Raw genomic sequence first — 24,542 nt, 5'->3', positions numbered from 1 at the left:
GCTCCACCGCCGCATGGAATTCATCGATCCCCGCAGTTTCCTGTTTGTCGCCAGCCTGCTCGGCCTGCTCTGCGCCATGGTGCTCGCTGTCCAGGCACGCAGCTTTCCCGGCGAGATCGAGGGCCTCGGCGACTGGGCGAAAGCGGTCGCGCTGATCGCCTGCGGCTCCGGTCTGGCCTGCCTGCGCGGCGTCCTGCCGAGTTTCTTCACCGTGGTTGTCGCCAGCGCCATGTTCCTGTTCGGGCAACTGCTGCTGATCGTCGGCCTGCGTCGCTACAGCGGGCGCGCCATCCACTGGCGGCCGGCGCTCGACATCCTCGGCGCGCTGGTCCTGGTCATCATCTGGCTGACCTACGGCTCGCAGCATTACCAGGGCCGGCTGTTCGTCATGGCCCTGGCTCACATCGTCTTCTCGGCGGTCGGCGCCTTCCTCGCCTGGCGCGCGCCGCCGCAGGGCTTCGGCAGCCGCTTCCTGAGCGGCTTCTTCCTGCTCGGCCTGCTCGTTGCGCTGTATCGCATCGCGACGCTGCCGGCCGTCGTCGACCTGACCGACGACATCTTCGACCACAGCCTGATCCAGCAGGTCTATCTCGGCTTCTTCTCGCTCGGCGTGCTCGGCCTGTCGATCGGCCTGATCCTGCTCGCCAACGAGCGCCTGCGCGTCGAACTCGAATTCATGGCGACACGCGACCCGATGACCGGCGCGCTCAACCGGCGCGCCTTCTTCAGCCGCGCCGAACTGGAGTGGGCGCGCGGCAAGCGCTCGCGCCAGCCGCTCGCGGCGATCGCTTCCGACATCGATTTCTTCAAGAAGGTGAACGACACGCACGGCCACCATGTCGGCGATCTGGTGATCAAGGACTTCTGCCAGCGCACCGGCGAGATGCTGCGCATCCCCGACGTGCTGGCCCGCTTCGGCGGCGAGGAATTCGTCATCCTGCTGCCCGACACCGGCCTCGCCGAAGCGCGCCAGGTCGCCGAACGCATCCGCAAGGAAATCCAGAAACGGCCGAACAAGAGCCTGCCCGCCTATACCGTCAGCCTCGGCGTCGCGGTCAGCTCGGGCGCACCGGGGCAACCGGCCAGTATCGAGGCGCTGCTCGCGGTCGCCGACGAGAAGCTTTACCAGGCGAAGGAGAGCGGGCGCAACCGGGTGGCGGGCTAGGGCAAAGGGCGGCGCCGGGTCTATCATTGAGCTTGTGCAGGAAATCAATAAAGTCGCAAACAAAGGACTGACGTAATGCAAACCCCACCGCTCAATTGCTCGATCAATCTTTCCTCTGTCGAATACAGCACGCTGTCCATCGACGAGCAGGAAACGATACTGCACCTGCAGCAGGATATTCTTGAGTCGGTGGCGCGGGGCGGCGAGACGCTCGATCTGATCAACCAGGTCTGTCGCCTGGAGGAGAAACTGCTCCCCAATTCCGTCGGTTCCGTCATGCTGATGGACGAGAACTACGAGTTTCTCAACGTCTATGCCGCACCCAGCGTGCCGCCCGAGGGCGTGGCCCGGCTCAACGGCCTGCGTCCGGGGCCGGGGGGCGGCTCCTGCGGCAATGCGGTGTTCCGCGGCGAGCCGCAGTTCGTGCCCAACACCTTTACCGACCCGCGCTGGCAGGATCTGCGTCAGTTCGCCTTCGATTTCAACCTGTGTTCGTGCTGGTCGACGCCTGTCTTTTCCGCCCAGGGCAAGGTCGTCGGGACTTTTGCCTTGTCCAGTTTCGAACACCGCTCGCCGAGCAACTTCCACCGCAAGCTCCTGGAAATCGGCTCCTCGATCGTCGGCATCGTGCTCGAACGCAGCAAGGCACAGGAATCCATCCTCCTCTACGAGAAGGCATTTTCCGGCAGTGCGGAAGGGCTGATGATCACCGACCGCAACCAGAAGATCATCTCGATTAACCCGGCCTTCACCAATATTCTGGGCTATTCGTCGGCACAGATCGTGGGCGATACGCCGAAAAAACTCTCTTCCGGCAAACACGATGCGGCCTTCTATGCCGCGATGTGGGCCGACATCAATGGCAAAGGCTACTGGAGCGGCGAGATCTGCAACCGGCGGCGCGATGGCGAGGATTTCCCCGAGTGGCTGACGATTTCGGCGGTGAAGGATGGCAGCGGCCAGGTGACCCACTACATCGGCATCTTCAGCGATATCAGCGAGCGGAAACGGGTCGAGGAAGAATTGCGGCAACACCGGGACCACCTTGAAGAACTGGTCGCCAAGCGTACGGAAGAACTGCTGCTCGCCAAGCAGGCGGCGGAAGTGGCAACCGAAGCCAAGAGCGCTTTTCTCGCCAACATGAGCCATGAAATACGCACGCCCCTGAATGTCATTACCGGCATGGCCCACTTGATGCGGCGTGGCGGTTTGCTGCCCGAGCAGGCGGATCGTCTCGACAAGCTCGAATCAGCCGGTGTGCATCTGCTTGAAGTCATCAATGCCATTCTTGAATTGTCAAAGATCGAAGCCGGCAAGCTCAGCCTCGAAGTGGCGCCGCTCCAGGGGGAAAGCATTCTGGGCAATGTCTTTACCATGCTCAACGGCAATGCCCAGGCCAAGGGCATCCGCATGGCAATCGACAGCCAGGCCTTGCCCCGCAACCTGCTCGGCGACGCTACCCGCTTGCAGCAGGCCTTGCTCAATTACGCCAACAATGCCCTGAAATTTACCGACGCCGGGAGCATCACCCTGCGCTCGCGCGTGCTTGAGGAAGATGCGACCAGCGCCTTGCTGCGTTTCGAAGTCGAAGACACCGGTATCGGCATTGAAGCCGATGTTCTGGGCAAACTGTTCTCGACGTTTGAGCAGGCGGACAGCAGCATTACCCGCAAATACGGCGGCACCGGTCTGGGCTTGAGCATTACCCGCAAGCTGGCCCGCTTGATGGGGGGCGATGCGGGCGCGGAAAGCCGGCCGGGCATCGGCAGCAAATTCTGGTTCACGGCCAGACTGGCCAAGGGCGTCCAGCCTGCATCGGGCGCCGCACCTTCGATGCTTGATGCCGGGGAAATACTGAAGGCCCGGTTTTCCGGGACGCGGATCTTGCTGGCGGAAGATGAGCCGGTTAACTGCGAAGTCGCCCAGATCATTCTGGAGGATGTCGGCCTGGTCCTGGATACGGCGCCCGATGGGCTTGCCGCGCTGCGGATGGCTGGCGAAAACGACTATGCCCTGATCCTGATGGATATGCAGATGCCGCAGATGGATGGCCTGGAGGCGACACGGCGCCTGCGCGAACAGGGATATTCCCTGCCCATCCTGGCGATGACGGCCAATGCCTTCGCCGAGGACAAGGCGCGCTGCACGCAGGCCGGCATGAACGACTTCATCAGCAAGCCGGTGAATCCTGACAGCCTGTATGCGACGCTGCTGCAGTGGCTGAGCCGGAAGTCGTAGGTGTGACTGCCGTCCGCCTGGACAGGTGGCCCCAGGTGTTAATTTAGGTAAATTCCCGCCGGATCTGGCGGCGTGAGGTTGGCGGGGTATTCCTGCTGTCCGGCGCGAGCAAAACCGGGTGCAAAGGCTGCTGCTGTGCCGGCTTTCCCTGTCTGGTCGTGTGGCAAAACAGTGCGTCAGCGGCTTGCTCGACGGCCGGAATCTCCTCCTGGTGAGGTTTCGGGCCGGAAAAGTTCGCCAGCCGGCTTTCCTGCCGGGCCGGGCAATACGGTAATATCGGCGCCCTCGTCGGGGGCGATTGCCTCGGCGTGTGACCTCAAGCGAACCCACTTCATCGATATCGCCGCACCATGATTCAGCAATTTGCGACCGCCTTTCGCGGCCTGGCTCCCTTTCTGCGCCTCAATCTCGCGGGCGGCGATCTGCGCCCGGTTGCGCAGGCGTTGCTGGCTCTGGCCGGCAGCGAGCAGGAGAAAGAACAGGACAACGCCAATCTGTGGATGAACCTGGCGACGGCTTTTTTCGCCATGGGGCAGCACCAAACTGGCCTGGCGATCCAGGCCCAGGCCCTGCAGATGCGCCAGACCTACCTCTTGCCGGCGCTGCGGCAACCGGCTCGGTTTCGTTTGCTGCTGCTGATGGTGGCCGGCGATATCGCCGAAAACACGCCGCTCGACTGCCTGCTTGAAGACTGCGACATCGACCTGATCTGCCATTACGCGACGCCGGAACTACCCTTGCCGGCCGAGTTGCCGGCGCACGATGCCGTGCTGGTAGCGATCTGCGACGCGGTCGACAACCGGCCCATGCTGAAAATGCTGGCCGGCCTGCTGCGCAACTGGGCCCGGCCGGTGATCAATGCGCCGGAACATATCCCGAATACCGAGCGCAGCGCGGCCAGCGATCTGCTGCAGGGCGTTCCCGGCCTGCTCATGCCGCCGACCCGCGCAGTCAGCCGCGATTTCCTGTTTGCCTTGCTCAGCGGTGCAGCCAGCCTGGGCGAGGTGTTTGCCGACTGCCGCTTGCCGCTCATCCTGCGTCCGGTCGGTTCGCACGCCGGCCGCGATCTGGCCCGCATCGACGATCTGGCCGGCCTTGCCCGCTATCTCGAGGCAGTACCGGCTGCCAGTTTTTATTTGTCGCGCTTCATCGACTACAGCGATGCGAACGGCGTGTTCCGAAAATACCGGATCGCGCTCATCGATGGCCAGCCGTTTGCCTGTCACATGGGGATTTCGGCGCACTGGATGATTCACTACCTGAACGCCGGCATGTATGAAGATGCCGCCAAACGCGCCGAGGAAGAAAGCTTCATGCGCGGCTTTTCGGCTTTCGCCCGGCGCCACGCCAAAGCGCTCAAGGCGATCTGGCAGCGCTCGCAACTCGACTATGTTTGCGTTGATTGCGCCGAAACCGGCGACGGCGACCTGTTGGTCTTCGAGATCGATCATGCCATGGTGGTTCACGCCATGGACCCGGTCGACCTGTTTCCCTACAAGCAGGAACACATGGGCAAGGTCAAACGCGCTTTCGAAAATTACCTGTACGGCCTGTACCGCGCCCGCCCGGCGCATGTCGCCTGAGACTGGACGATGGATCTGATGCCCGCGAACCCGCTGAACCGCCTGAATTTCTCCGGCGGCCCCGGCGTGCTGCCGGAGAGTGTCCTGCAGCAGGTGCAGGAGGCGATCATTGCCGTGCCCGGCGTCGGCTTGTCGATACTCGGCATCAGTCATCGTTCCGACTGGTTTGCCGCTGTGATTGCCGAGCTGGAAAGCAACATCCTGAGCCTGATGGGCCTGGACGCGAATTACCGCGTGCTCTTTTTGCAGGGCGGCGCGACGCAGCAGTTTTCCATGCTGCCGATGAGCCTGCTGGCCGGCGCCGAACGGCCGGCGGATTACCTGCATACCGGCTACTGGAGCGGCAAGGCGCTGCCCGAGGCACGCCGGGTCGGGCCGGTGCGGGTCGCCTGGAGCGGCGAGGACTGCGGCTTTGCGCAACTGCCGGGCGATGCCGAACTCGATCTGCGGCCGGATGCGCCCTACCTGCATTACGTTTCCAACGAAACGGTCGAAGGCCTGCAGTTCCATCGCGTGCTCGGCGACGACCGCGTGCCGCGCATCTGCGACATGTCGTCCGACTTTCTCTCGGCGCCCGGCGATTTCAGGCGTTTCGCGCTGATCTACGCGCATGCCCAGAAAAACATCGGGCCGGCCGGCGTCACCGTGGTCGTCCATCGCAAGGATCTGTTCGCGGCAGCGCCGGACAATCTGCCGGGCTTTCTCGATTACCGCGCACAAGGCGCAGCGCATTCCATCCTCAATACGCCGCCGGTGTTTGCCATCTATGTCGTGCTGCTGGTCAGCCGCTGGCTGCGCGACGAAATCGGCGGTCTGGCGGCGATGGACAGGATCAATCGCCGCAAGGCGGAACTGCTCTACGGTGCACTCGACGCCAGCGACGGTTTCTACCGTGGCTGGGCGGCAAGCGGAGATCGCTCGCTGATGAATGTCGCCTTCAAGCTGCCGACCCCGGCGCTGGAAAACGCATTCGTCAGCGCCGCACTGGCCGCCGGCTTCTCCGGCCTGGCCGGGCACCGCAGCATCGGCGGCATTCGTGCCTCGCTCTACAACGGCCTGCAGTTGTCGGCCGTTGAGCAACTCGCCGGTTTCATGGCCGATTTCAAGGCTGAGCAGCGCTAGCGGCTGGCGCCGGGTTTATCCGGCGCACTATGCATCATCTTTTTCCCGTATTTAAGGCTTTGCAGCGTCGACATGCTCCGCTACGGTCAACCGGAAAAAAAGGCCAAAATTGCAAATTGGGTTGAGATGAGCGGTAGTGGTAATAGCCAAATTGACCCGATCCCATTTTTCGCCACTCAAACAAGCGCGATATTTACTAGTAATCTACTAATGAAGTTAAGAATTAGTAGATGATTGCAAATAGAGCCGACAGACCCTCGTTCACCTGCTGGCTATCAGAAGAAAATATCGGTCTACTAATTGCTACTATGTTTAGTAGACATTGATATGGAAGGGGCTCTAAACTCGGTAATACTAATTTGCCGTCAGTTTAGTAAAAAATGAAAATCCCTCTCGCGCCGCCTGATATTGACGTGCTTCTTCTCAGCTTGAAGCCCGAGCTGTTCCGACACATCTACGCTGCCAGCACGCCAACCGTGGAAGGGGCCTATTTGCATTGGGACCAGCTTCGGCATCGTGCTCCTCCCGAGGGAATGACGTCCGAACTGTGGTGGGCTGCGGTCAAACTGGCCCGGACCGGGATGCTTCAATCCTTGCCGCTGTTGGACAAAGCAGGCAAACCATTCCAGATTGCCACTCCCGAAGATGTCCTGATTCACTTGCATCACATCGATAAGGATGCAGCGGGACAAATACAGTCTGCGGCTGAAGTGACGACTTCGGAGAACCGGGACCGATATCTTTTCCAGTCCATGGCCGAAGAAGCGATTACTTCAAGCCAGATGGAAGGAGCCGCAACAACGCGCCAGGTGGCCGAAGACATGCTGCGCGAAGGCAGGAAACCCCGAGATCACAGCGAATGCATGATTTTCAACAATTTTCACGCCATGGAGCTGATCAGGGAAATCAGAAATGAGCCCATTACGCCAAGCCGGATTCTTGAACTGCATCGCATTCTGACCGAGGGCACTCTGGATGATCCTGCCGGTGCTGGCCGTTTACGGATGACCGACGATGTTCATGTCGTGGACAATCGCGACGGCACCATCATTCACCAGCCGCCCAGCCATACGGAGCTTGGCGCACGCCTCGAGAAGCTATGTGCTTTTGCCAATGCAGATGAAAACACCAAGCCTTTCGTACATCCGGTCCTGCGCGCGATCTTGTTGCATTTCATGATCGGCTACGATCACCCCTTTGTTGACGGTAACGGGCGAACGGCACGGGCCTTGTTCTACTGGGCAATTGCGCGTAGCGGCTATTGGTTGATGGAATTCGTTTCGATTTCGCATTACTTGCGGAAGGCGCCAGGTAAATACGTGCGCTCCTATCTCCATACGGAAACGGATGGGAACGACACGACGTATTTCCTGATTCATCAACTGGAGGTCATGCGCAATGCCATTCAAGGCTTGCATGAGTACCTGGCGCGCAAGGTCTCCGAGCAGAAATCGACCGAACGCCTTCTGGTCGGCTCGGGAAAACTGAGAAATCGGCTTAATCATCGTCAATTAGCGCTTTTGACGCATGCCCTCAAACATCCGGGGGAGGTTTATAAAATTGACGGACATCAACGCAGCCATGCCGTTGTGTACCAAACGGCACGTTCTGATCTATTGGGTTTGAGCGAGCTTGGGCTGCTCGACAAGCAAAAAATCGGCAAAAGTTTTTTGTTCCAGGCACCGCAAAATCTTCGGAAAACCATAGCCGAACTTGCCGATTAATAGGCGCCTATTCGTAGGCTTCATGGCCGACTTCCGGGCCGCCCGCCGCTAGAATAAAAGGGGCCAGGCTCAAATTATTAATGGCAACTGCTCTTGCGCGCCAGCGATCTCCTCGCCCGTTTTCCTCGGGCGCCCCCGTGGCCGCGCTTCGCGCCTCTGGCCTGTGGTTTGTTCGATGCGGTCGAGAAAGCGCGAATCACCAAGCGGTTCGTAGAATAAAAGGGGCCAGGCTCAAATTATTCTCAGGGGTATGCCAGCGAGGTGAATGCGGGGGGCGACGGAGCATGAAGGGCAGTTTATCAAGTTAAATCGAACCTGGCCCCGTTCTGGCGCTTCTAACGCATCAAGACCTTGGCCAGGGCGGCGCGAGTACCGCGCACAATCTGTGCAAGTAGCCTTGGCCTGAGGGTCAGGGCGGGCCCGCTTTGTCCGGGCGCCCGAAAGTCAGCGTGTAGAACAGGTCGACCGCGTTGTCGCTGCCGGCGCGGCCGATCACCGAGATCTGCCGGCTCAGGCTGATGGTCAGTTTGACGACGCTTTCCGCCTTGCCCAGCGCTTGTTCGTAGGAGAGCATGGCGTTCGATGACAGGCGTTTGCCGACGCTGAAAATCTGCGCGCCGGTGCTGGCCGTGCTGTCGAAGGTGCCGGCGGCGACGCGGCTGATCTGCTGGCGGCTGCCGTTGTCGCCGATCTGGCCGGTGCGCACGCCGAGTTCGTCGAAACCGAAATTCTTCTTCAATTGCTGCACGACATTGCCCGCGTCGTTGCCGAGCAGGCCGCCGGCCGCCGAGAGCAGCACCGTCGCGTCGCCGGCGCCCATCTGTTCCGGGCCGTGGCCGAGCACCAGCCAGGCGAGCTTTTCGCTGTCCGGCAGTTCGGGGTCGGAGATCAGCTTGATGACCGGGCGCTGCGCCGTGCCGGTGATATGCACGCCGGGCTCGACGGACAGGCCCTGGCGGACGGCGCGCACGTCGAGCGCCGGATTGTCGGGCAGGCCCTGGAAGGTCAGGATGCCGCGTTCGATGGCGAGTTGCTGGCCGTAGGCTTCAAAGCGCCCGGCGCGCGTGCGGATCGTGCCGCTGGCGCGCGGCAGGTCGCGGCCGCTAGCGCGCAGGCGGATGTCGCCGGTCAGCCGCGTGTTGAGGCCGGCGCCGGAGAACAGGAAGTTGTCGCCAAGCTCGGTGCTGACGTCGAGATCGAGTTTCGGGCGCAGGCTGGTGTTCAATAAAAGGGGCCAGGCTCAAATTATTTTCAGGGGTATGCCAGCGAGGTGAATGCGGGGGGCGACGGAGCATGAAGGGCAGTTTATCAAGTTAAATCGAACCAGGCCCCGTTCTGGCGCTTCTAACGCATCAAGACCTTGGCCGGGGCGGCGCGAGTACCGCGCACAATCTGTGCAAGTAGCCTTGGCCTGAGGGTCAGGGCGCGCCCGCTTTGTCCGGGCGCCCGAAAGTCAGCGTGTAGAACAGGTCGACCGCATTGTCGCTGCCGGCGCGGCCGATTACCGAGATTTGCCGGCTCAGGCTGATGGTCAGTTTGACGACGCTTTCCGCCTTGCCCAGCAAGTTAAATTGAGCCTGGCCCCTTTTATCTTGACGGTAAACGAGTTCTTGAGGGCGCCTGTGATGAATCGCTTTATTCAATCCGAGTGCGGAGACCCTGGCGTTTAATCCTATTCTAGGCCTAGGGACTCCGGTAAATTCTCTACGAACTGCGCCCTACGTGCATCCCCATACTCTGCACTTAGATCTTTTAGCTGCAACGCTAAGTTGCAGCGATCTTCATTTTCCATAAGCTGTAGCTCCATCGCCAATTGCTCCATCGCCTCTATAGAGGTATCTGCGTTCAATAATTCTTCTTTTGTAAATTCCAGAAAAATTGCCATATCTGCAATGGCCTTAACTAAGTGGCGACTAATAGCATTACTCATGGTTTTACCACCTTAACTTGAATATTTTTAATTCCTAAATCATTAAACATTTTGGTAGCTCTAGCCGCCTGAGCGTCAGAGGAAACCTCCCACCTTCCTGTGAGCCCATTCTGACTCAACACTTCCGATTGGCGAAGTGCTTGATTCTTGGCTTTTTCCGTCGTAACGACCGAAGTCTTTCGGTCAACCATCACGTCCCCATCTACACCGTCGAATTTCACCTGTCGTGTTGTGCCGTCAGGCATTGTCCGTTCAAGAGCCGGCGCCTGACCACTTTTGGTTACGGGATTAGAGCGTGCTCCTGTTGCGGAGTCATTGTAATCACGTGCGGCTTGGCTCATGCCGGCATTCTCATCAACCCACTTAACCTTTGATGCGGCTAATTCTCCCTCTGCAAGGATTCCTGTGCCCTTTGCGCCGCAATAAAAGGGGCCAGGCTCAAATTATTCTCAGGGGTATGCCAGCGAGGTGAATGCGGGGGGCGACGGAGCATGAAGGGCAGTTTATCAAGTTAAATCGAACCTGGCCCCGTTCAGGCGCTTCCAACGCATCAAGACCTTGGCCTGGGCGGCGCGAGTACCGCGCACAATCTGTGCAAGTAGCCTTGGCCTGAGGGTCAGGGCGGGCCCGCTTTGTCCGGGCGCCCGAAAGTCAGCGTGTAGAACAGGTCGACCGCGTTGTCGCTGCCGGCGCGGCCGATTACCGAGATCTGCCGGCTCAGGCTGATGGTCAGTTTGACGACGCTTTCCGCCTTGCCCAGCGCCTGTTCGTAGGAGAGCATGGCGTTCGATGACAGGCGTTTGCCGACGCTGAAAATCTGCGCGCCGGTGCTGGCCGTGCTGTCGAAGGTGCCGGCGGCGACGCGGCTGATCTGCTGGCGGCTGCCGTTGTCGCCGATCTGGCCGGTGCGCACGCCGAGTTCGTCGAAACCGAAATTCTTCTTCAATTGCTGCACGACATTGCCCGCGTCGTTGCCGAGCAGGCCGCCGGCTGCCGAGAGCAGCACCGTCGCGTCGCCGGCGCCCATCTGTTCCGGGCCGTGGCCGAGGACCAGCCAGGCGAGCTTTTCCGAGTCGGGCAGTTCGGGGTCGGAGATCAGCTTGATGACCGGGCGCTGTGCCGTGCCGGTGATATGCACGCCGGGTTCGACGGACAGGCCCTGGCGGACGGCACGCACGTCGAGCGCCGGATTGTCGGGCAGGCCCTGGAAGGTCAGGATGCCGCGCTCGATGGCGAGTTGCTGGCCGTAGGCTTCAAAGCGCCCGGCGCGCGTGCGGATGGTGCCGCTGGCGCGCGGCAGGTCGCGGCCGCTGGCGCGCAGGCGGATGTCGCCGGTCAGCCGTGTGTTGAGGCCGGCGCCGGAGAACAGGAAGTTGTCGCCGAGCTCGGTGCTGACATCGAGATCGAGCTTCGAATAAAAGGGGCCAGGCTCAAATTATTTTCAGGGGTATGCCAGCGAGGTGAATGCGGGGGGCGACGGAGCATGAAGGGCAGTTTATCAAGTTAAATCGAACCAGGCCCCGTTCTGGCGCTTCTAACGCATCAAGACCTTGGCCGGGGCGGCGCGAGTACCGCGCACAATCTGTGCAAGTAGCCTTGGCCTGAGGGTCAGGGCGCGCCCGCTTTGTCCGGGCGCCCGAAAGTCAGCGTGTAGAACAGGTCGACCGCATTGTCGCTGCCGGCGCGGCCGATTACCGAGATTTGCCGGCTCAGGCTGATGGTCAGTTTGACGACGCTTTCCGCCTTGCCCAGCAAGTTAAATTGAGCCTGGCCCCTTTTATCTTGACGGTAAACGAGTTCTTGAGGGCGCCTGTGATGAATCGCTTTATTCAATCCGAGTGCGGAGACCCTGGCGTTTAATCCTATTCTAGGCCTAGGGACTCCGGTAAATTCTCTACGAACTGCGCCCTACGTGCATCCCCATACTCTGCACTTAGATCTTTTAGCTGCAACGCTAAGTTGCAGCGATCTTCATTTTCCATAAGCTGTAGCTCCATCGCCAATTGCTCCATCGCCTCTATAGAGGTATCTGCGTTCAATAATTCTTCTTTTGTAAATTCCAGAAAAATTGCCATATCTGCAATGGCCTTAACTAAGTGGCGACTAATAGCATTACTCATGGTTTTACCACCTTAACTTGAATATTTTTAATTCCTAAATCATTAAACATTTTGGTAGCTCTAGCCGCCTGAGCGTCAGAGGAAACCTCCCACCTTCCTGTGAGCCCATTCTGACTCAACACTTCCGATTGGCGAAGTGCTTGATTCTTGGCTTTTTCCGTCGTAACGACCGAAGTCTTTCGGTCAACCATCACGTCCCCATCTACACCGTCGAATTTCACCTGTCGTGTTGTGCCGTCAGGCATTGTCCGTTCAAGAGCCGGCGCCTGACCACTTTTGGTTACGGGATTAGAGCGTGCTCCTGTTGCGGAGTCATTGTAATCACGTGCGGCTTGGCTCATGCCGGCATTCTCATCAACCCACTTAACCTTTGATGCGGCTAATTCTCCCTCTGCAAGGATTCCTGTGCCCTTTGCGCCGGAAGAAGATACCCTCGACACGATATTTTTGGCAATGGATGCGGCGCCTGCCACTAGCATTACGGATTCTGCAACAGCTGCTCCGCGGATCGTAGGATCGCTTGAGTTTAGCCCGTCGGCCAGCCTGCTTGGCAGGTTGGACAGCCCCTTCAATGCATTGGCCATGGCATCCAGGCTGCGCCCTTCGGAAATAGCCTGACTGATTTCGACGGGCATGAGCACGAAGCTGCCGCCCGCCTGAACCAGTGCATTAATGAAGCCCTGTGTGAACTTTGCCTCTGGCGTGTTTTCGCGCTGGGCATCGCGTGCCTGAAGGACCTTTTGAACCTGGCAGCCGCTAGCGTTGCCCGCGTCACACGCCTTGCCCGCCCGCCACTTGAGTGTCTGCTCTTTGGGATACAGCCAGTTATTCAGCGTCTCGTTTTGGGCGGCATTGGCCGCCGTAACCCCATCCTGGCCCAAGGCAGAGGAGACCGCACCGGAAGCCAGCATTGACGTAGCCAGGTGCGCCACAACCAAATCGCTTCCTTGTAGCGAATTCGTATAGGGGTCGAGCAGCGGATTTACGATGGCTCCACCCGCTCCCCCAATGGCACCGGCCAGTGCATCCTTACCCTGCAGTTTGGCCGCCGCAGCGCCCAGCAGGGCGTGGCTACCGACATTCAACGGCGAGAGAACATCCGTACCTTGCCCAATCGCATTAGCCCCAACCGCCGCAAGATCATTAACAAAACTATCTCTGAAAGCAGTAGCGAAACCACCTGCATCCTTGCCATTTACTAACTGTTTCACGCTGGCAGTAACCAGGCTACGCAAGGCCATGCCTTCCAAGTTCTGACCTAACGTACCAAGATCAAAGTGCGCTAGGCGAGCGCCCGTGCCGGCCACATCTTTGATTCCGGCTAGCTGGTTAATGCTCTCTCCACCTTCGAGTAGGGGAGCATTCAGAATCCCCGCTGTCAGACCCGACGTCAGGCCGGCCTTGAATATCTGACCTGCATCAAGCTTGCCTGTAGTCAGCAGTTGGGAAGTCGCACTACTTGCCATACCACCTACGGCAGCAGAGGTTGCAACTCCCAGCGTGCTACTCGCTGCCGCAGTTCCAAACTGGCTGGCAATCGCTGCCGAGGCAGCACCTGCGGTATAAACAGCTACCACCACAGCAATAACAAGCACCACCACCTGCCCCAAAGCATTCGGCTTCGACAGTTGCTTGTAGTCCTGGTGGATATCGTCCTTGGCTTCCTTGAGCGTGAAGCCGGTGCCCATGGCTGCGGCCAGCTTGACGCCGACATCCTGGTTCTTCTCGATGAATTCACCGGAGACGCTGTTGATCGCTTTGGCGCTCAGATCGAGTTCGGCCGCCGAGATGAAGCCGCCGGGCTGGACGGTTGTGCCGGTGATCTTCCAGTAGCCTTGCGTGCCGACGTATTGGCGCATCGCCTGGCCGCCGTTGTTGAGGTCGGCCGAGCGTTTTTCGTTGGTGAGATTCTCGGTGGCGATGGAGAGTTTGCCATCGGCGACGATGAAGCCGGTATTGCGCACCGTATCGCCGGTCAGCGAGACGTTGCCGCCCTGGATCGTGCCGCCGGCCACATTGGCCAGCGCCATCCGTGACGCGTCCGGCAAATAGACCTTGGGCACCAGCGCGCTATAGGTCTTGCCGTCCGGCCCCGTGAAGTTTTCTGAGACGTACCAGAGAATCGGCGAGTCGAGTTTGGCGATCTGTTCTGCGCTCAGGGCAACGCCCAGATGAATGCCGTTGGCCTGGGCGAATCTTGCCCCGGCCTGGAGCAGTACGGCGCGTTCGGCGGCCGGATCGTTCATGGCGAGGAAGCTCGCCCGACCGGTTTCGCTCAGCGCCGCTTGCCGGATGGCTTGTTGTTCCAGCCACGCATCCATCAGGAAGGGCGAGGCGGTGTTGCGCAGGCTCTCCGGCAACAGGCTGTTGATGTCCAGCCCCGGCACCAGCATGGCCAGGCGCGAGGTCGTTGTGAAGTAGCTTGTGCCGGTCGGGTTGAATTTCACGCTGGCCGGAACGGTCTTGCCGTTGACGCCGGGTACACCCAAAGTCACCTCGGCCGAGGGCACCGTCGATGCCGGCGTTTGCAGCTTCGGATCGGTCAGGCCGTTGCTCAGGTGGGTACCGGCCAGCACGACGGTGTTGCCGAGCAGATTGCCGCTGTTGGTCTGGTTCGTGGCATTGATCGCCAGGGTGCCGCCTGCATTGACGTCCGCCGAGGTGTTGCCCGTAACCGTGATGCCGTGATCGTCATGGTCGTCGTAGCCCCACAACGAGCCTTTCCATTCCTTCCAGTGACCGTGCCAGGTCGTAGTCAAGGTCCGGGCAGTATTGTTAAAGGTGTCGGCCGTGATCGAGATATCACCGACTGCAGCAATCAGCGAGGCATCGTTGGTCAGCGTGCCGCTGACCTTGGCATTGAGATTGCGCCCCGCCCACAGCACGGCGGCCGGTCCGGCTTCAACCTGCTTCCAGGATTCACAATAACCATGATCGGAGCGGCAATTGACTGATTCCGCCGGTGCGTTGTCGCCCCAGTTGGTATGTTCGGTGGTCACCGGCAGCCGGGTGTTGATGACCGTGTCGGCCTCGATGTTCAGGTCGCGGGTGGCTTCAACAAAGCCGCTGGTGTTGATCAGCGTGCCGGCTTTGAGGGTGATGTCCTGGCCGGCCAGCATTTGCCCACTATTGGCGAGTGTACCGGTGACATTGAAGTTGAGGTTCTGCCAGGCCTCCATGACGGCGTTGTTGGTGAAGTTCGTGGCATTCACCGTCAGGTCACGGCCGGCCAGGAAGGTGGTGGCGCCGTTGTGGGTATAGCTGCCGAAATTCAGGGTGACATCACGGTTGGCGCCGATGGTGCCGCCGAGGTCGCCGCTGTGGGTCGTTGTCAGGCTGAGATCTTGGATCGCAAGGAGCTGGCCACCAGTGTTGTCTGATGCCGCACCCAGGTTGAAGCTGGCATCCGTCCCGGCCTGCAGGGTGCCGCTGTTGCTGAGACTGCCGAAACTGCCGTCGAACTTGGCGCCGGCTTGCATCTGGCCGCTGTTGCTGGCCGCGCCGGCAATGCTCAGTTGCAGATCGCCCTGGGCTTCGGTGCGCCCGCTGTGATTCAGCGAATCGGCGGCAACTTCCAATGCCCCCGTGCTGGCGAGGGTACCGGCATTGGCCAAGGCACCGCTGAGCAGGATCCGGCTGTTGCCGCCACCAACGAGCTGCGCACCACTCTGGTTGTCCAGATTGACGGCACGGATGTCGAGTACGCCATCCGACTGCAGGGTGCCCTGGTTGAGCAGATTGCTCAAGGCGGCCTTGAAGGCGCCGAAACTGCCGAGCGTGCCGGCATTGCTCAGGGTGCTGGCGGTGATGTCGAGATCGCCGCCGACCAGGAAGCTGCCGGTGTTGTTTACCGAATTGTCTGCAACGAGGGTGACCGACGGGCTGTGCGAGAAGTTGCCGCTGTTGCTGAGGTTGCGGGCGGCCACCGTCAGGCCTTTGGTGCCGTAGAGGGTGCCATCCGAGAGATTGAAGTCACCACCCGGCGCGGAAACATTCAGCGTTCCGCCCGCCAGAATCTGCCCGCCCAGGTTGTTCAGCGCCGGTGCCACGAGCCGGACATTGCCTTGGGCAACGATGGTCTGATTCTGGTTATTAAGCACGGCGGCCGCCAGGTCGGCATTGCCCTGGGCGGAAATGCCCGTGTGGGAAAGCGTACCGACCGCAGACAGGTTGATGTTGCCCGCCGCATCGGCGCGCGCCAGGCTCAGGTCGCCATTGGCGGAAATCCGCAGATCACCGCTCGAGGCCGCCAGGTTGGTCGCACTGCGCACGCCCAGGCCGGCGGCCGTCGACACGATGAGAATCTTGCCGGCAGTCATGGCGCCGAGCAGGCTGGCGTCAATGGCCAGCCTGCCGCCCTGGGTCGCGGCATCGTTGCCGCTGCCTTGGGCCAGGATGGCCAGCGTGTCGGCATCGACTGTATTGCGGCCGGCGATCAGGTTCAAGCTGCCGCTGCCGACGTTGGTCGGCCCTTCGAGTTTCAGGGTCTGGGCGATCAGGTCGAGACGGGCCAGTGGCGAGGCAAGGCCATTGCCGGTCACCCGAATCTGACCACCATTCACGACAAAGGAGAGGGCGGTCGCGTTGTCAAACGAGGTGGCAGTTCCCCCCGGCGCATTGAGGAACTGGACTTGCCCTGTCGTGAGTGTGACGCCACTGGTATTGATGAAGGAACAGCCATCGCAGGTGATCCCGTTGGGATTGACCACGATGATGCGCGCCTTGTCACCAAAGATCGCGAGCGGCCCGGACAACTGCGAGGGCAGCGCAGTGACGACTTCGTTGATGATGGCCGTGGCGCTCTTCCCAGCGAAGTTCGAATTGGCACCAATCTGGATACCCATCGAGTTGCTGCCGGACACCAGGCTGTTATTGAGAATGGCCCCGGTCGAATCGACGTCGAAACGCTGGTAACGGTTGTAGGAAAGCCCGGCCGCATTCGGTGCCGTGATGTTGATGAGCGGCGTGCCGGCGGCCGTGCTGCTGATGGTCGGGCGCTGCGAGGCAATGGCGGTGGCGTCGGCCACCGGTCCGGCCCAGACCAGGCCGGTTGGGGATAACAGGCACCACGCCGTCATGAGCCCGGCCAGGCTGCGTTTCCAGAGGGGGGTTTCCGGGTGGGCGGGAATGGGCGCAGAAGACATGGGCGTTTGGTTGCTAACTCGGGGGCCTTGGATGGCGTGAAACCGGGCTTCTACGGTCAACCGGAAAAAAGGGCTGAAATTGAAATCGGGTTGGGATGAGCGGTGGCGTGAAAGTCAAATCAAGCCGACCCCTTATTGCTCGATGACAAAATACTAAGGTAGTGCCATTGGAGCCTGGCCCCTTATTGTGCCTTATTGCCTAATGTTACCGGCCGTTTGGGCAGCACAAAGCCTGCATCCAGCAACCATTCCGGATCATCGGGAAAGCTCGCATCCCGAACCCAGTTGACGGCATCCAGATTCAGGCAATCCTCCAGCACGGGCGTAAGGCCGTGCCGGAATATGGCCCTGAATGGCCGACGATTGTCCAACAGGACACATCGGAAATCACAACGAATGAACCGTGTACGCTCGTCGAGCTGAATACCTCGCAGATCGCTGCCGGTAAAGTTGCAGTCGCTGAATACCGCTCCCTGGAAATCAGCCCCCCGGAAATCCACGTTGTTCAGGCTGGTTTTGCTGACGGTGCTCTCTGCAAAAGACGACGAGGTCAGGTCGCTGTAACCAAAGGGGCCTGGGCCATTCCTCATGGGATTGAAGCCTCCAAAGGTGCTTTTGTTGATCGTACAGTGACTGAAATTGGCCTGGTGAGCACAAATCACCAGAAACTGCCCTCCGGTGATTTCACTACCGGAGAAATCGGCGTAAGCCAATACCGCGTTCTGGAAGTGTGTTTCAACAATGCGGACCTTCCTGAAGCTGGAATTCTCAAGGCGGGCCTCACTAAACCAGTGGTCACTGTCGAAGACGCCGCCGCTCAGATCAATCCCTCTCAAATCTCTGCAATACTCGTTGGTGTGGGGATGGACCTCTTTGGGAAAATATTGCTCATACCAATCTCGTCTGGATATTTGCCGGGGGGGTACTTTGGTCAGGCAAACTTCCCGAACCTCGATTAGCAGCGCATCTTGCTGCCAGCGCGATTTCAGTTCCTCAAGCTTCATTGTCTTTTCACCTCGGTCAGGCTAACTCTTCCTGATTCAGGATCTGTTGTTTTGATGTATATCTTCTCGATATTCTCGGGCGCAATCTTGGCGGGTACCGAAATTTCCAACTCGCCGCTGGTTGTCTTGCCTTGAACATAACCGCTCAGGCCACCACCTGTCGAACTGGTGTTCCGCAATTCGTTGATGTCATAGCCAGGTACATTCTTGAGTTTGATGACGAGTCCATCATCCCCCGCCCAATAGACAGCACCAGCATCCTTGTTGGGCGAACTCAGTTGGTTTGTGGTGCCCCGGAAAGCCGTATCCGGCACTCCTGCAACATGGTCCTGAAGTTCAATATTGGTGCCTCTTGCATTGAGTCCATTTTCGTACAGATGCTGCGCTGCCTCCATGTTCGTCATGCCATCCAGACCCAGCGTTTGCTTATTGGTACCATGAAATACTGCTGACTGGTTAGAAGGGGTTACCGGTTCGCCATAGAAGGTTGCGGATTTTTGTCCTGGCACCTCCGTAACCACCACCGGCGTTTGCGAAGGCATCTCGACGACTTTCGGCGCTTCGGGAACCGTTTTAGAACTGGTCAGAGGAGGTTCCTCGACAACAGTCGTCCGACCACTGGAACCCGTGCGCCCCCCTTCAATCGCCACGACAATTCCAGGCAAAAGCGAACCAACTTCTTTGCCAGTTCCGTCGTAATTACCTTTGTTGTAAGCGTCAATTGCCCGATCTGGCGTCCTCAGTAGGTAATCGAAGCTTCCAGTAACGAGATCTCCGGTAGACGCTCCTTGCTTCGACAGCGAGCAAAGACTGCTTAAACAGTCAAAGTCCTGGGGCTTTCCGGTCAGAATAGAGCCAACGAAAGCGTTGCCTGTTTGCAAGAGGTCACCGGCAGGAGCGACTAACTCATAGGTCGCTTTAGCGGCTCCCTTCCCCGCACCAACTGCCAGTGGACCAATTTTCGATAGACCGCCTGTATCCTGGTTGATTTGTTTGTTACGATCCAGTTGATCAAATTTTCCGACTTGTTCTGCTGTCGTGTATTCCTTGGAATAGGTTTGCCGGGTGTTGGCATACATGCTTGAGTCGTTGTAGTAGCCACTGTTAGCGAACATGAGTATTTTTCGGCCTTGCTCGTCAACAAAACTCGTTGCATTCGAACGCAAAAATTTTTCTGCATTTAAGTTTTCTTGGGCGTGCGCATCGTGATATTCCTTATCTGTATCGCGCAGTGCTTGTGCAGTCAGTTGGGCTTCTGCATCCGCAAGAGAAAGTTGATACTTGGCCGCATATGCTTTCGCCAATTCTTTAATTTTTTCGATTTCCTTCGGGTGCAACAACCGATTGTTCTGCACCTCATTCTTTCCAGCATTAAACCCAGAGACACCATCCTTGCCAGCAGCAATGGCCGCCAGCCCACCCAGACCCGAAAGCCCGCCAATGATCAGCGCCTTGTCAAACAGTGTTTTCGGGTCATCCACGAAGTTGCCGGCAATCGATGAGGCCATCGCGCCGATGGCGCCACCTGCGCACTGCCCACCGCTGGCCGCTTGAGCAGCACAACCGAGTACGGCATGGGCCGCAACACGCTGCACCTCGTTAATTGTTCCGTCCTGCTTAAGATCCCCGATGGTGTTGGCAATACTGGCTGCACCGTTAGCAACAAAGTTATTGACGAAAGCCGTTTTGAAACTACCGCCGTTGATCGCAGTGGAGACGCCTGCCGAGACACCGGCACGGGCAGCCCAACCCATGGCTTTCACTCCCCAATTGGTGGCACTGGCACCGGTGGCTACTGGTCCACTCGCCGTATTTGAGAGTCCATCGAGTTTGTCCAGGCCTAGACCGTTGGTAATCCCGGCAGTCAATCCAGAGGTCAGGCCGGCCTTGAACATCTGGCCGGCATCGAGCTTGCCTGTAGTCAGCAGTTGGGAAGTCGCACTGCCCGCCATACCTCCGATGGCAGCGGAAGTCGCAACCGCCATGGTGCTACTCGCCGCTGCAGCACCAACCTGGGCTGCAGCCGATAGAGAAAGTCCCGAGGCAAGAGCAGAGCTTTGCGCCGCGGAGGCTATCGCGGCAGAAGCAGCGCCGGCGGTATAAATCGATACCACCACGACAATCACCAGCACCACCACCTGCCCCAAAGCATTCGGCTTCGACAGTTGCTTGTAGTCCTGGTGGATATCGTCTTTGGCTTCCTTTAGCGTGAAGCCGTTGCCCATGGCTGCGGCCAGCTTGACGCCGATATCCTGGTTCTTCTCGATGAATTCACCGGAGATGCTGTTGATCGCCTTGGCGCTCAGATCGAGTTCGGCCGCCGAGATGAAACCGCCGGGCTGGACGGTTGTGCCGGTGATCTTCCAGTAGCCTTGCGTGCCGACGTATTGGCGCATCGCCTGGCCGCCGTTGTTGAGGTCGGCCGAGCGCTTTTCATTGGTGAGATTCTCGGTGGTCATCGAGAGCTTGCCGTCGGCGACGATGAAGCCGGTGTTGCGCACCGTCTCTCCGGTCAGCGAGACGGTGCCGCCCTGAATCGTGCCGCCGGCCACATTGGCCAGCGCCATCCGTGACGCATCCGGCAAATAGACCTTGGGGACCAGCGCGCTATAGGTCTTGCCGTCCGGCCCCGTGAAGTTTTCAGAGACGTACCAGAGAATCGGCGAGTCGAGTTTGGCGACCTGTTCTGCGCTCAGGGCAACGCCCAGATGAATGCCGTTGGCCTGGGCGAATCTTGCCCCGGCCTGGAGCAGTACGGCGCGTTCGCCGGCCGGGTCGTTCATGGCGAGGAAGCTCGCCCGACCGGTTTCGCTCAGCGCCGCTTGCCGGATGGCTTGTTGTTCCAGCCACGCATCCATCAGGAAGGGCGAGGCGGTGTTGCGCAGGCTCTCCGGCAACAGGCTGTTGATGTCCAGCCCCGGCACCAGCATGGCCAGGCGCGAGGTCGTTGTGAAGTAGCTGGTGCCGGTCGGGGTGAATTTGACGCTGGCCGGCACGCTCTTGCCATTGACGCCGGGCACGCCCAGGCTCAGCTCGGTCGAGGGGACGGTCGATGCCGGCGTTTGCAGGTTTGGATCGGTCAGGCCGTTGGTCAGGTGGGTGCCGGCCAGTGCGATGGTGTTGCCGAGCAGGTTGCCGGTGTTGGTCTGGTTCGGTGCCGTGACCGTCAGGGTGCCTCCAGCGTTAACATCCGCCGAGGTATTGCCGGTGACCGTGATGCCGTAATCGTCATGGTCCTTGTAGCCCCACAACGAACCTTTCCATTCTTTCCAGTGGCCGTGCCAGGTGGTGGTCAAGGTCCGGGCAGTATTGTTAAACGTGTCGGCCGTGATCGAGACATCACCGACCGCGGCGATCAGCGAGGCATCGTTGGTCAGCGTGCCGCTGACCTTGGCATTGAGATTGCGCCCCGCCCACAGCACGGCGGCCGGTCCGGCTTCAACCTGCTTCCAGGATTCACAATAACCATGATCGGAGCGGCAATTGACTGATTCCGCCGGTGCGTTGTCGCCCCAGTTGGTATGTTCGGTGGTCACCGGCAGCCGGGTGTTGATGACCGTGTCGGCCTCGATGTTCAGGTCGCGGGTGGCTTCAACAAAGCCGCTGGTGTTGATCAGCGTGCCGGCTTTGAGGGTGATGTCCTGGCCGGCCAGCATTTGCCCACTATTGGCGAGTGTACCGGTGACATTGAAGTTGAGGTTCTGCCAGGCCTCCATGACGGCGTTGTTGGTGAAGTTCGTGGCATTCACCGTCAGGTCACGGCCGGCCAGGAAGGTGGTGGCGCCGTTGTGGGTATAGCTGCCGAAATTCAGGGTGACATCACGGTTGGCGCCGATGGTGCCGCCGAGGTCGCCGCTGTGGGTCGTTGTCAGGCTGAGATCTTGGATCGCGAGGAGCTGGCCACCGGTGTTGTCCGATGCCGCACCCAGGTTGAAACTTGCATCCGTCCCGGCCTGCAGGGTGCCGCTGTTGATGAGACTGCCGAAACTGCCGTCGAACTTGGCGCCGGCTTGCATCTGGCCGCTGTTGCTGGCCGCGCCGGCAATGCTCAGTTGCAGATCGCCCTGGGCTTCGGTGCGCCCGCTGTGATTCAGCGAATCGGCGGCAACTTCCAATGCCCCCGTGCTGGCGAGGGTACCGGCATTGGCCAAGGCACCGCTGAGCAGGATCCGGCTGTTGCCGCCACCAACGAGCTGCGCACCACTCTGGTTGTCCAGATTGACGGCACGGATGTCGAGTACGCCATCCGACTGCAGGGTGCCCTGGTTGAGCAGATTGCTCAAGGCGGCCTTGAAGGCGCCGAAACTGCCGAGCGTGCCGGCATTGCTCAGGGTGCTGGCGGTGATGTCGAGATCGCCGCCGACCAGGAAGCTGCCGGTGTTGTTTACCGAATTGTCTGCAACGAGGGTGACCGACGGGCTGTGCGAGAAGTTGCCGCTGTTGCTGAGGTTGCGGGCGGCCACCGTCAGGCCTTTGGTGCCGTAGAGGGTGCCATCCGAGAGATTGAAGTCACCACCCGGCGCGGAAACATTCAGCGTTCCGCCCGCCAGAATCTGCCCGCCCAGGTTGTTCAGCGCCGGTGCCACGAGCCGGACATTGCCTTGGGCAACGATGGTCTGATTCTGGTTATTAAGCACGGCGGCCGCCAGGTCGGCATTGCCCTGGGCGGAAATGCCCGTGTGGGAAAGCGTACCGACCGCAGACAGGTTGATGTTGCCCGCCGCATCGGCGCGCGCCAGGCTCAGGTCGCCATTGGCGGAAATCCGCAGATCACCGCTCGAGGCCGCCAGGTTGGTCGCACTGCGCACGCCCAGGCCGGCGGCCGTCGACACGATGAGAATCTTGCCGGCAGTCATGGCGCCGAGCAGGCTGGCGTCAATGGCCAGCCTGCCGCCCTGGGTCGCGGCATCGTTGCCGCTGCCTTGGGCCAGGATGGCCAGCGTGTCGGCATCGACTGTATTGCGGCCGGCGATCAGGTTCAAGCTGCCGCTGCCGACGTTGGTCGGCCCTTCGAGTTTCAGGGTCTGGGCGATCAGGTCGAGACGGGCCAGTGGCGAGGCAAGGCCATTGCCGGTCACCCGAATCTGACCACCATTCACGACAAAGGAGAGGGCGGTCGCGTTGTCAAACGAGGTGGCAGTTCCCCCCGGCGCATTGAGGAACTGGACTTGCCCTGTCGTGAGTGTGACGCCACTGGTATTGATGAAGGAACAGCCATCGCAGGTGATCCCGTTGGGATTGACCACGATGATGCGCGCCTTGTCACCAAAGATCGCGAGCGGCCCGGACAACTGCGAGGGCAGCGCAGTGACGACTTCGTTGATGATGGCCGTGGCGCTCTTCCCAGCGAAGTTCGAATTGGCACCAATCTGGATACCCATCGAGTTGCTGCCGGACACCAGGCTGTTATTGAGAATGGCCCCGGTCGAATCGACGTCGAAACGCTGGTAACGGTTGTAGGAAAGCCCGGCCGCATTCGGTGCCGTGATGTTGATGAGCGGCGTGCCGGCGGCCGTGCTGCTGATGGTCGGGCGCTGCGAGGCAATGGCGGTGGCGTCGGCCACCGGTCCGGCCCAGACCAGGCCGGTGGGCGACAACAGGCACCACGCCGTCATGAGCCCGGCCAGGCTGCGTTTCCAGAGAGGAGTTTCCGGGTGGGCGGGAATAGGCGCAGAAGACATGGGCGGACTCGGGGTTCAATGAGGGGATTAGTGGCTTACACGGGCTTCTTTGATCAGGCGGGCAACAAGATCCCCGCTGGCTCGCTCACGGGCCTGGGCTTCCAGGACCTGACGCAACATCGGCGCAGCCTCGGCATAGGTCGGTATGCGGGTCGGCCGGACATCATCCATCCGCAGCAGATAGAAGCGAGCATCCAGAACGAGCGGCTCGGCGCTAACACCACCGGGCGGCAAGCTGGCGATGGCCTGTGCAACAGCTAACGGCAGACCGGCGGTTTTACCTTCGACGGCCGGCAGCTTGAAGGAAACCCAGTCGAGGGCGCCGCCCTGTGGGGCAGAGGGAAGCTGGCTTTGCGTGCGGGCAAGATCGGCAAAGTTGGCACCCTTGGCCAGGCTGTCGAGAATTACGCGGGCCTTGTCCGCAGAATCGACGGCAATCAGGCTGAACTTGAATTCCTTTTCGCCAAGGCTGGCGATGATGCCCGAGTAGCGTTGTTGTATTTCCGCCTCCGGGATTGGTGCCGGACGTACCGTTTCCGCCAGGTAGCGCCGGATCATGGTGTCATCGCGCAAGGCGATCACTGCGGGATCCTTGTCGAAGCCCTTCTTGAGCGCGGCCTGGCGCAGCACTTCCTGGGTGGTCAGTTGGGTACGGACCGCGATCCGCAGCGGCGGCGTATCGGCGGCACCGGTGGCCAGCGCAGCCTGCATGGCCGCTTCGATACGGGCATTCGGAATCAGCACGCCATTGACGCGCAGTTCATCGGCGGCATAGACCTGAAGGGAGAAAGACAGGGCGCACAGGGGCAACAACAAACGATGGAGTTTCAT

16 protein-coding genes are annotated in these 24,542 nt (G+C 60.0%); 5 read left to right on the top strand and 11 right to left on the bottom strand.

From position 1 onward, the window contains the following. Positions 1 to 13: 13 nt before the first annotated feature. The 5 genes from KI612_RS17895 to KI612_RS17875 all read left to right on the top strand — a co-directional run bounded on the left by KI612_RS17895 (position 14) and on the right by KI612_RS17875 (position 7,832). Positions 14 to 1,165, top strand: coding sequence for a GGDEF domain-containing protein (locus KI612_RS17895; protein ID WP_226441410.1), 1,152 nt, complete (start codon positions 14 to 16; stop codon positions 1,163 to 1,165). Positions 1,166 to 1,240: 75 nt separating this feature from the next. After that, positions 1,241 to 3,403 carry a response regulator gene (locus KI612_RS17890; protein ID WP_226441409.1) on the top strand — a complete coding sequence of 721 codons (2,163 nt, stop codon included), beginning with the start codon at positions 1,241 to 1,243 and terminating at the stop codon, positions 3,401 to 3,403. A 350-nt stretch (positions 3,404 to 3,753) separates the two neighbouring features. Beyond that, entirely contained in the window at positions 3,754 to 4,986 is a 1,233-nt protein-coding gene (locus KI612_RS17885) for an ATP-grasp domain-containing protein (RefSeq protein ID WP_226441408.1), read from the top strand. A 9-nt stretch (positions 4,987 to 4,995) separates the two neighbouring features. Further along, positions 4,996 to 6,108, top strand: a complete 1,113-nt coding sequence (locus tag KI612_RS17880; RefSeq protein WP_226441407.1) for a phosphoserine transaminase — start codon at positions 4,996 to 4,998, stop codon at positions 6,106 to 6,108. Between the two features lie 380 nt (positions 6,109 to 6,488). After that, complete coding sequence (locus KI612_RS17875) at positions 6,489 to 7,832, top strand: Fic family protein (protein WP_226441406.1); 1,344 nt, start codon at positions 6,489 to 6,491, stop codon at positions 7,830 to 7,832. Between the two features lie 409 nt (positions 7,833 to 8,241). Here KI612_RS17875 and KI612_RS17870 read toward each other — a convergent pair whose 3' ends face one another. From KI612_RS17870 to KI612_RS17820, 11 genes are all read right to left on the bottom strand, one after another. Beyond that, positions 8,242 to 9,057: a translocation/assembly module TamB domain-containing protein gene (locus tag KI612_RS17870; protein ID WP_226441405.1), complete on the bottom strand. Its 816-nt coding sequence runs from the start codon at positions 9,055 to 9,057 to the stop codon at positions 8,242 to 8,244. Positions 9,058 to 9,250: 193 nt separating this feature from the next. Continuing rightward, positions 9,251 to 9,397 (bottom strand): hypothetical protein, encoded by a 147-nt coding sequence (locus KI612_RS17865; RefSeq protein ID WP_226441403.1) that lies wholly within the window; start codon positions 9,395 to 9,397, stop codon positions 9,251 to 9,253. Between the two features lie 107 nt (positions 9,398 to 9,504). Continuing rightward, positions 9,505 to 9,762 carry a hypothetical protein gene (locus KI612_RS17860; protein ID WP_226441402.1) on the bottom strand — a complete coding sequence of 86 codons (258 nt, stop codon included), beginning with the start codon at positions 9,760 to 9,762 and terminating at the stop codon, positions 9,505 to 9,507. Further along, on the bottom strand, positions 9,759 to 10,103 hold the full coding sequence (locus KI612_RS17855; RefSeq protein WP_226441404.1) for a hypothetical protein: 345 nt from the start codon (positions 10,101 to 10,103) through the stop codon (positions 9,759 to 9,761). The genes KI612_RS17860 and KI612_RS17855 overlap by 4 nt, the downstream gene beginning before the upstream one ends. A gap of 275 nt (positions 10,104 to 10,378) precedes the next feature. Further along, entirely contained in the window at positions 10,379 to 11,131 is a 753-nt protein-coding gene (locus tag KI612_RS17850) for a translocation/assembly module TamB domain-containing protein (protein ID WP_226444285.1), read from the bottom strand. Between the two features lie 239 nt (positions 11,132 to 11,370). Beyond that, positions 11,371 to 11,517 carry a hypothetical protein gene (locus KI612_RS17845; RefSeq protein WP_226441403.1) on the bottom strand — a complete coding sequence of 49 codons (147 nt, stop codon included), beginning with the start codon at positions 11,515 to 11,517 and terminating at the stop codon, positions 11,371 to 11,373. A 107-nt stretch (positions 11,518 to 11,624) separates the two neighbouring features. Further along, positions 11,625 to 11,882 carry a hypothetical protein gene (locus KI612_RS17840; RefSeq protein WP_226441402.1) on the bottom strand — a complete coding sequence of 86 codons (258 nt, stop codon included), beginning with the start codon at positions 11,880 to 11,882 and terminating at the stop codon, positions 11,625 to 11,627. After that, positions 11,879 to 17,086: a two-partner secretion domain-containing protein gene (locus KI612_RS17835; RefSeq protein ID WP_226441401.1), complete on the bottom strand. Its 5,208-nt coding sequence runs from the start codon at positions 17,084 to 17,086 to the stop codon at positions 11,879 to 11,881. The genes KI612_RS17840 and KI612_RS17835 overlap by 4 nt, the downstream gene beginning before the upstream one ends. Before the next feature lie 122 nt (positions 17,087 to 17,208). Next, entirely contained in the window at positions 17,209 to 18,030 is an 822-nt protein-coding gene (locus KI612_RS17830; RefSeq protein WP_226441400.1) for a pentapeptide repeat-containing protein, read from the bottom strand. Further along, the gene (locus KI612_RS17825; RefSeq protein ID WP_226441399.1) at positions 18,027 to 23,594 is read right to left on the bottom strand and encodes a two-partner secretion domain-containing protein; all 5,568 of its coding nucleotides are present in this window, start codon (positions 23,592 to 23,594) and stop codon (positions 18,027 to 18,029) included. Before KI612_RS17825 ends, KI612_RS17830 begins: the two co-directional genes overlap by 4 nt. A 144-nt stretch (positions 23,595 to 23,738) precedes the next feature. Continuing rightward, entirely contained in the window at positions 23,739 to 24,542 is an 804-nt protein-coding gene (locus tag KI612_RS17820) for a peptidylprolyl isomerase (RefSeq protein ID WP_226441398.1), read from the bottom strand.

Source organism: Quatrionicoccus australiensis (assembly GCF_020510525.1).
In the GTDB taxonomy this organism is placed as follows: domain Bacteria; phylum Pseudomonadota; class Gammaproteobacteria; order Burkholderiales; family Rhodocyclaceae; genus Azonexus; species Azonexus australiensis_B.
This window is presented reverse-complemented; position numbering and strand designations above follow the sequence as displayed.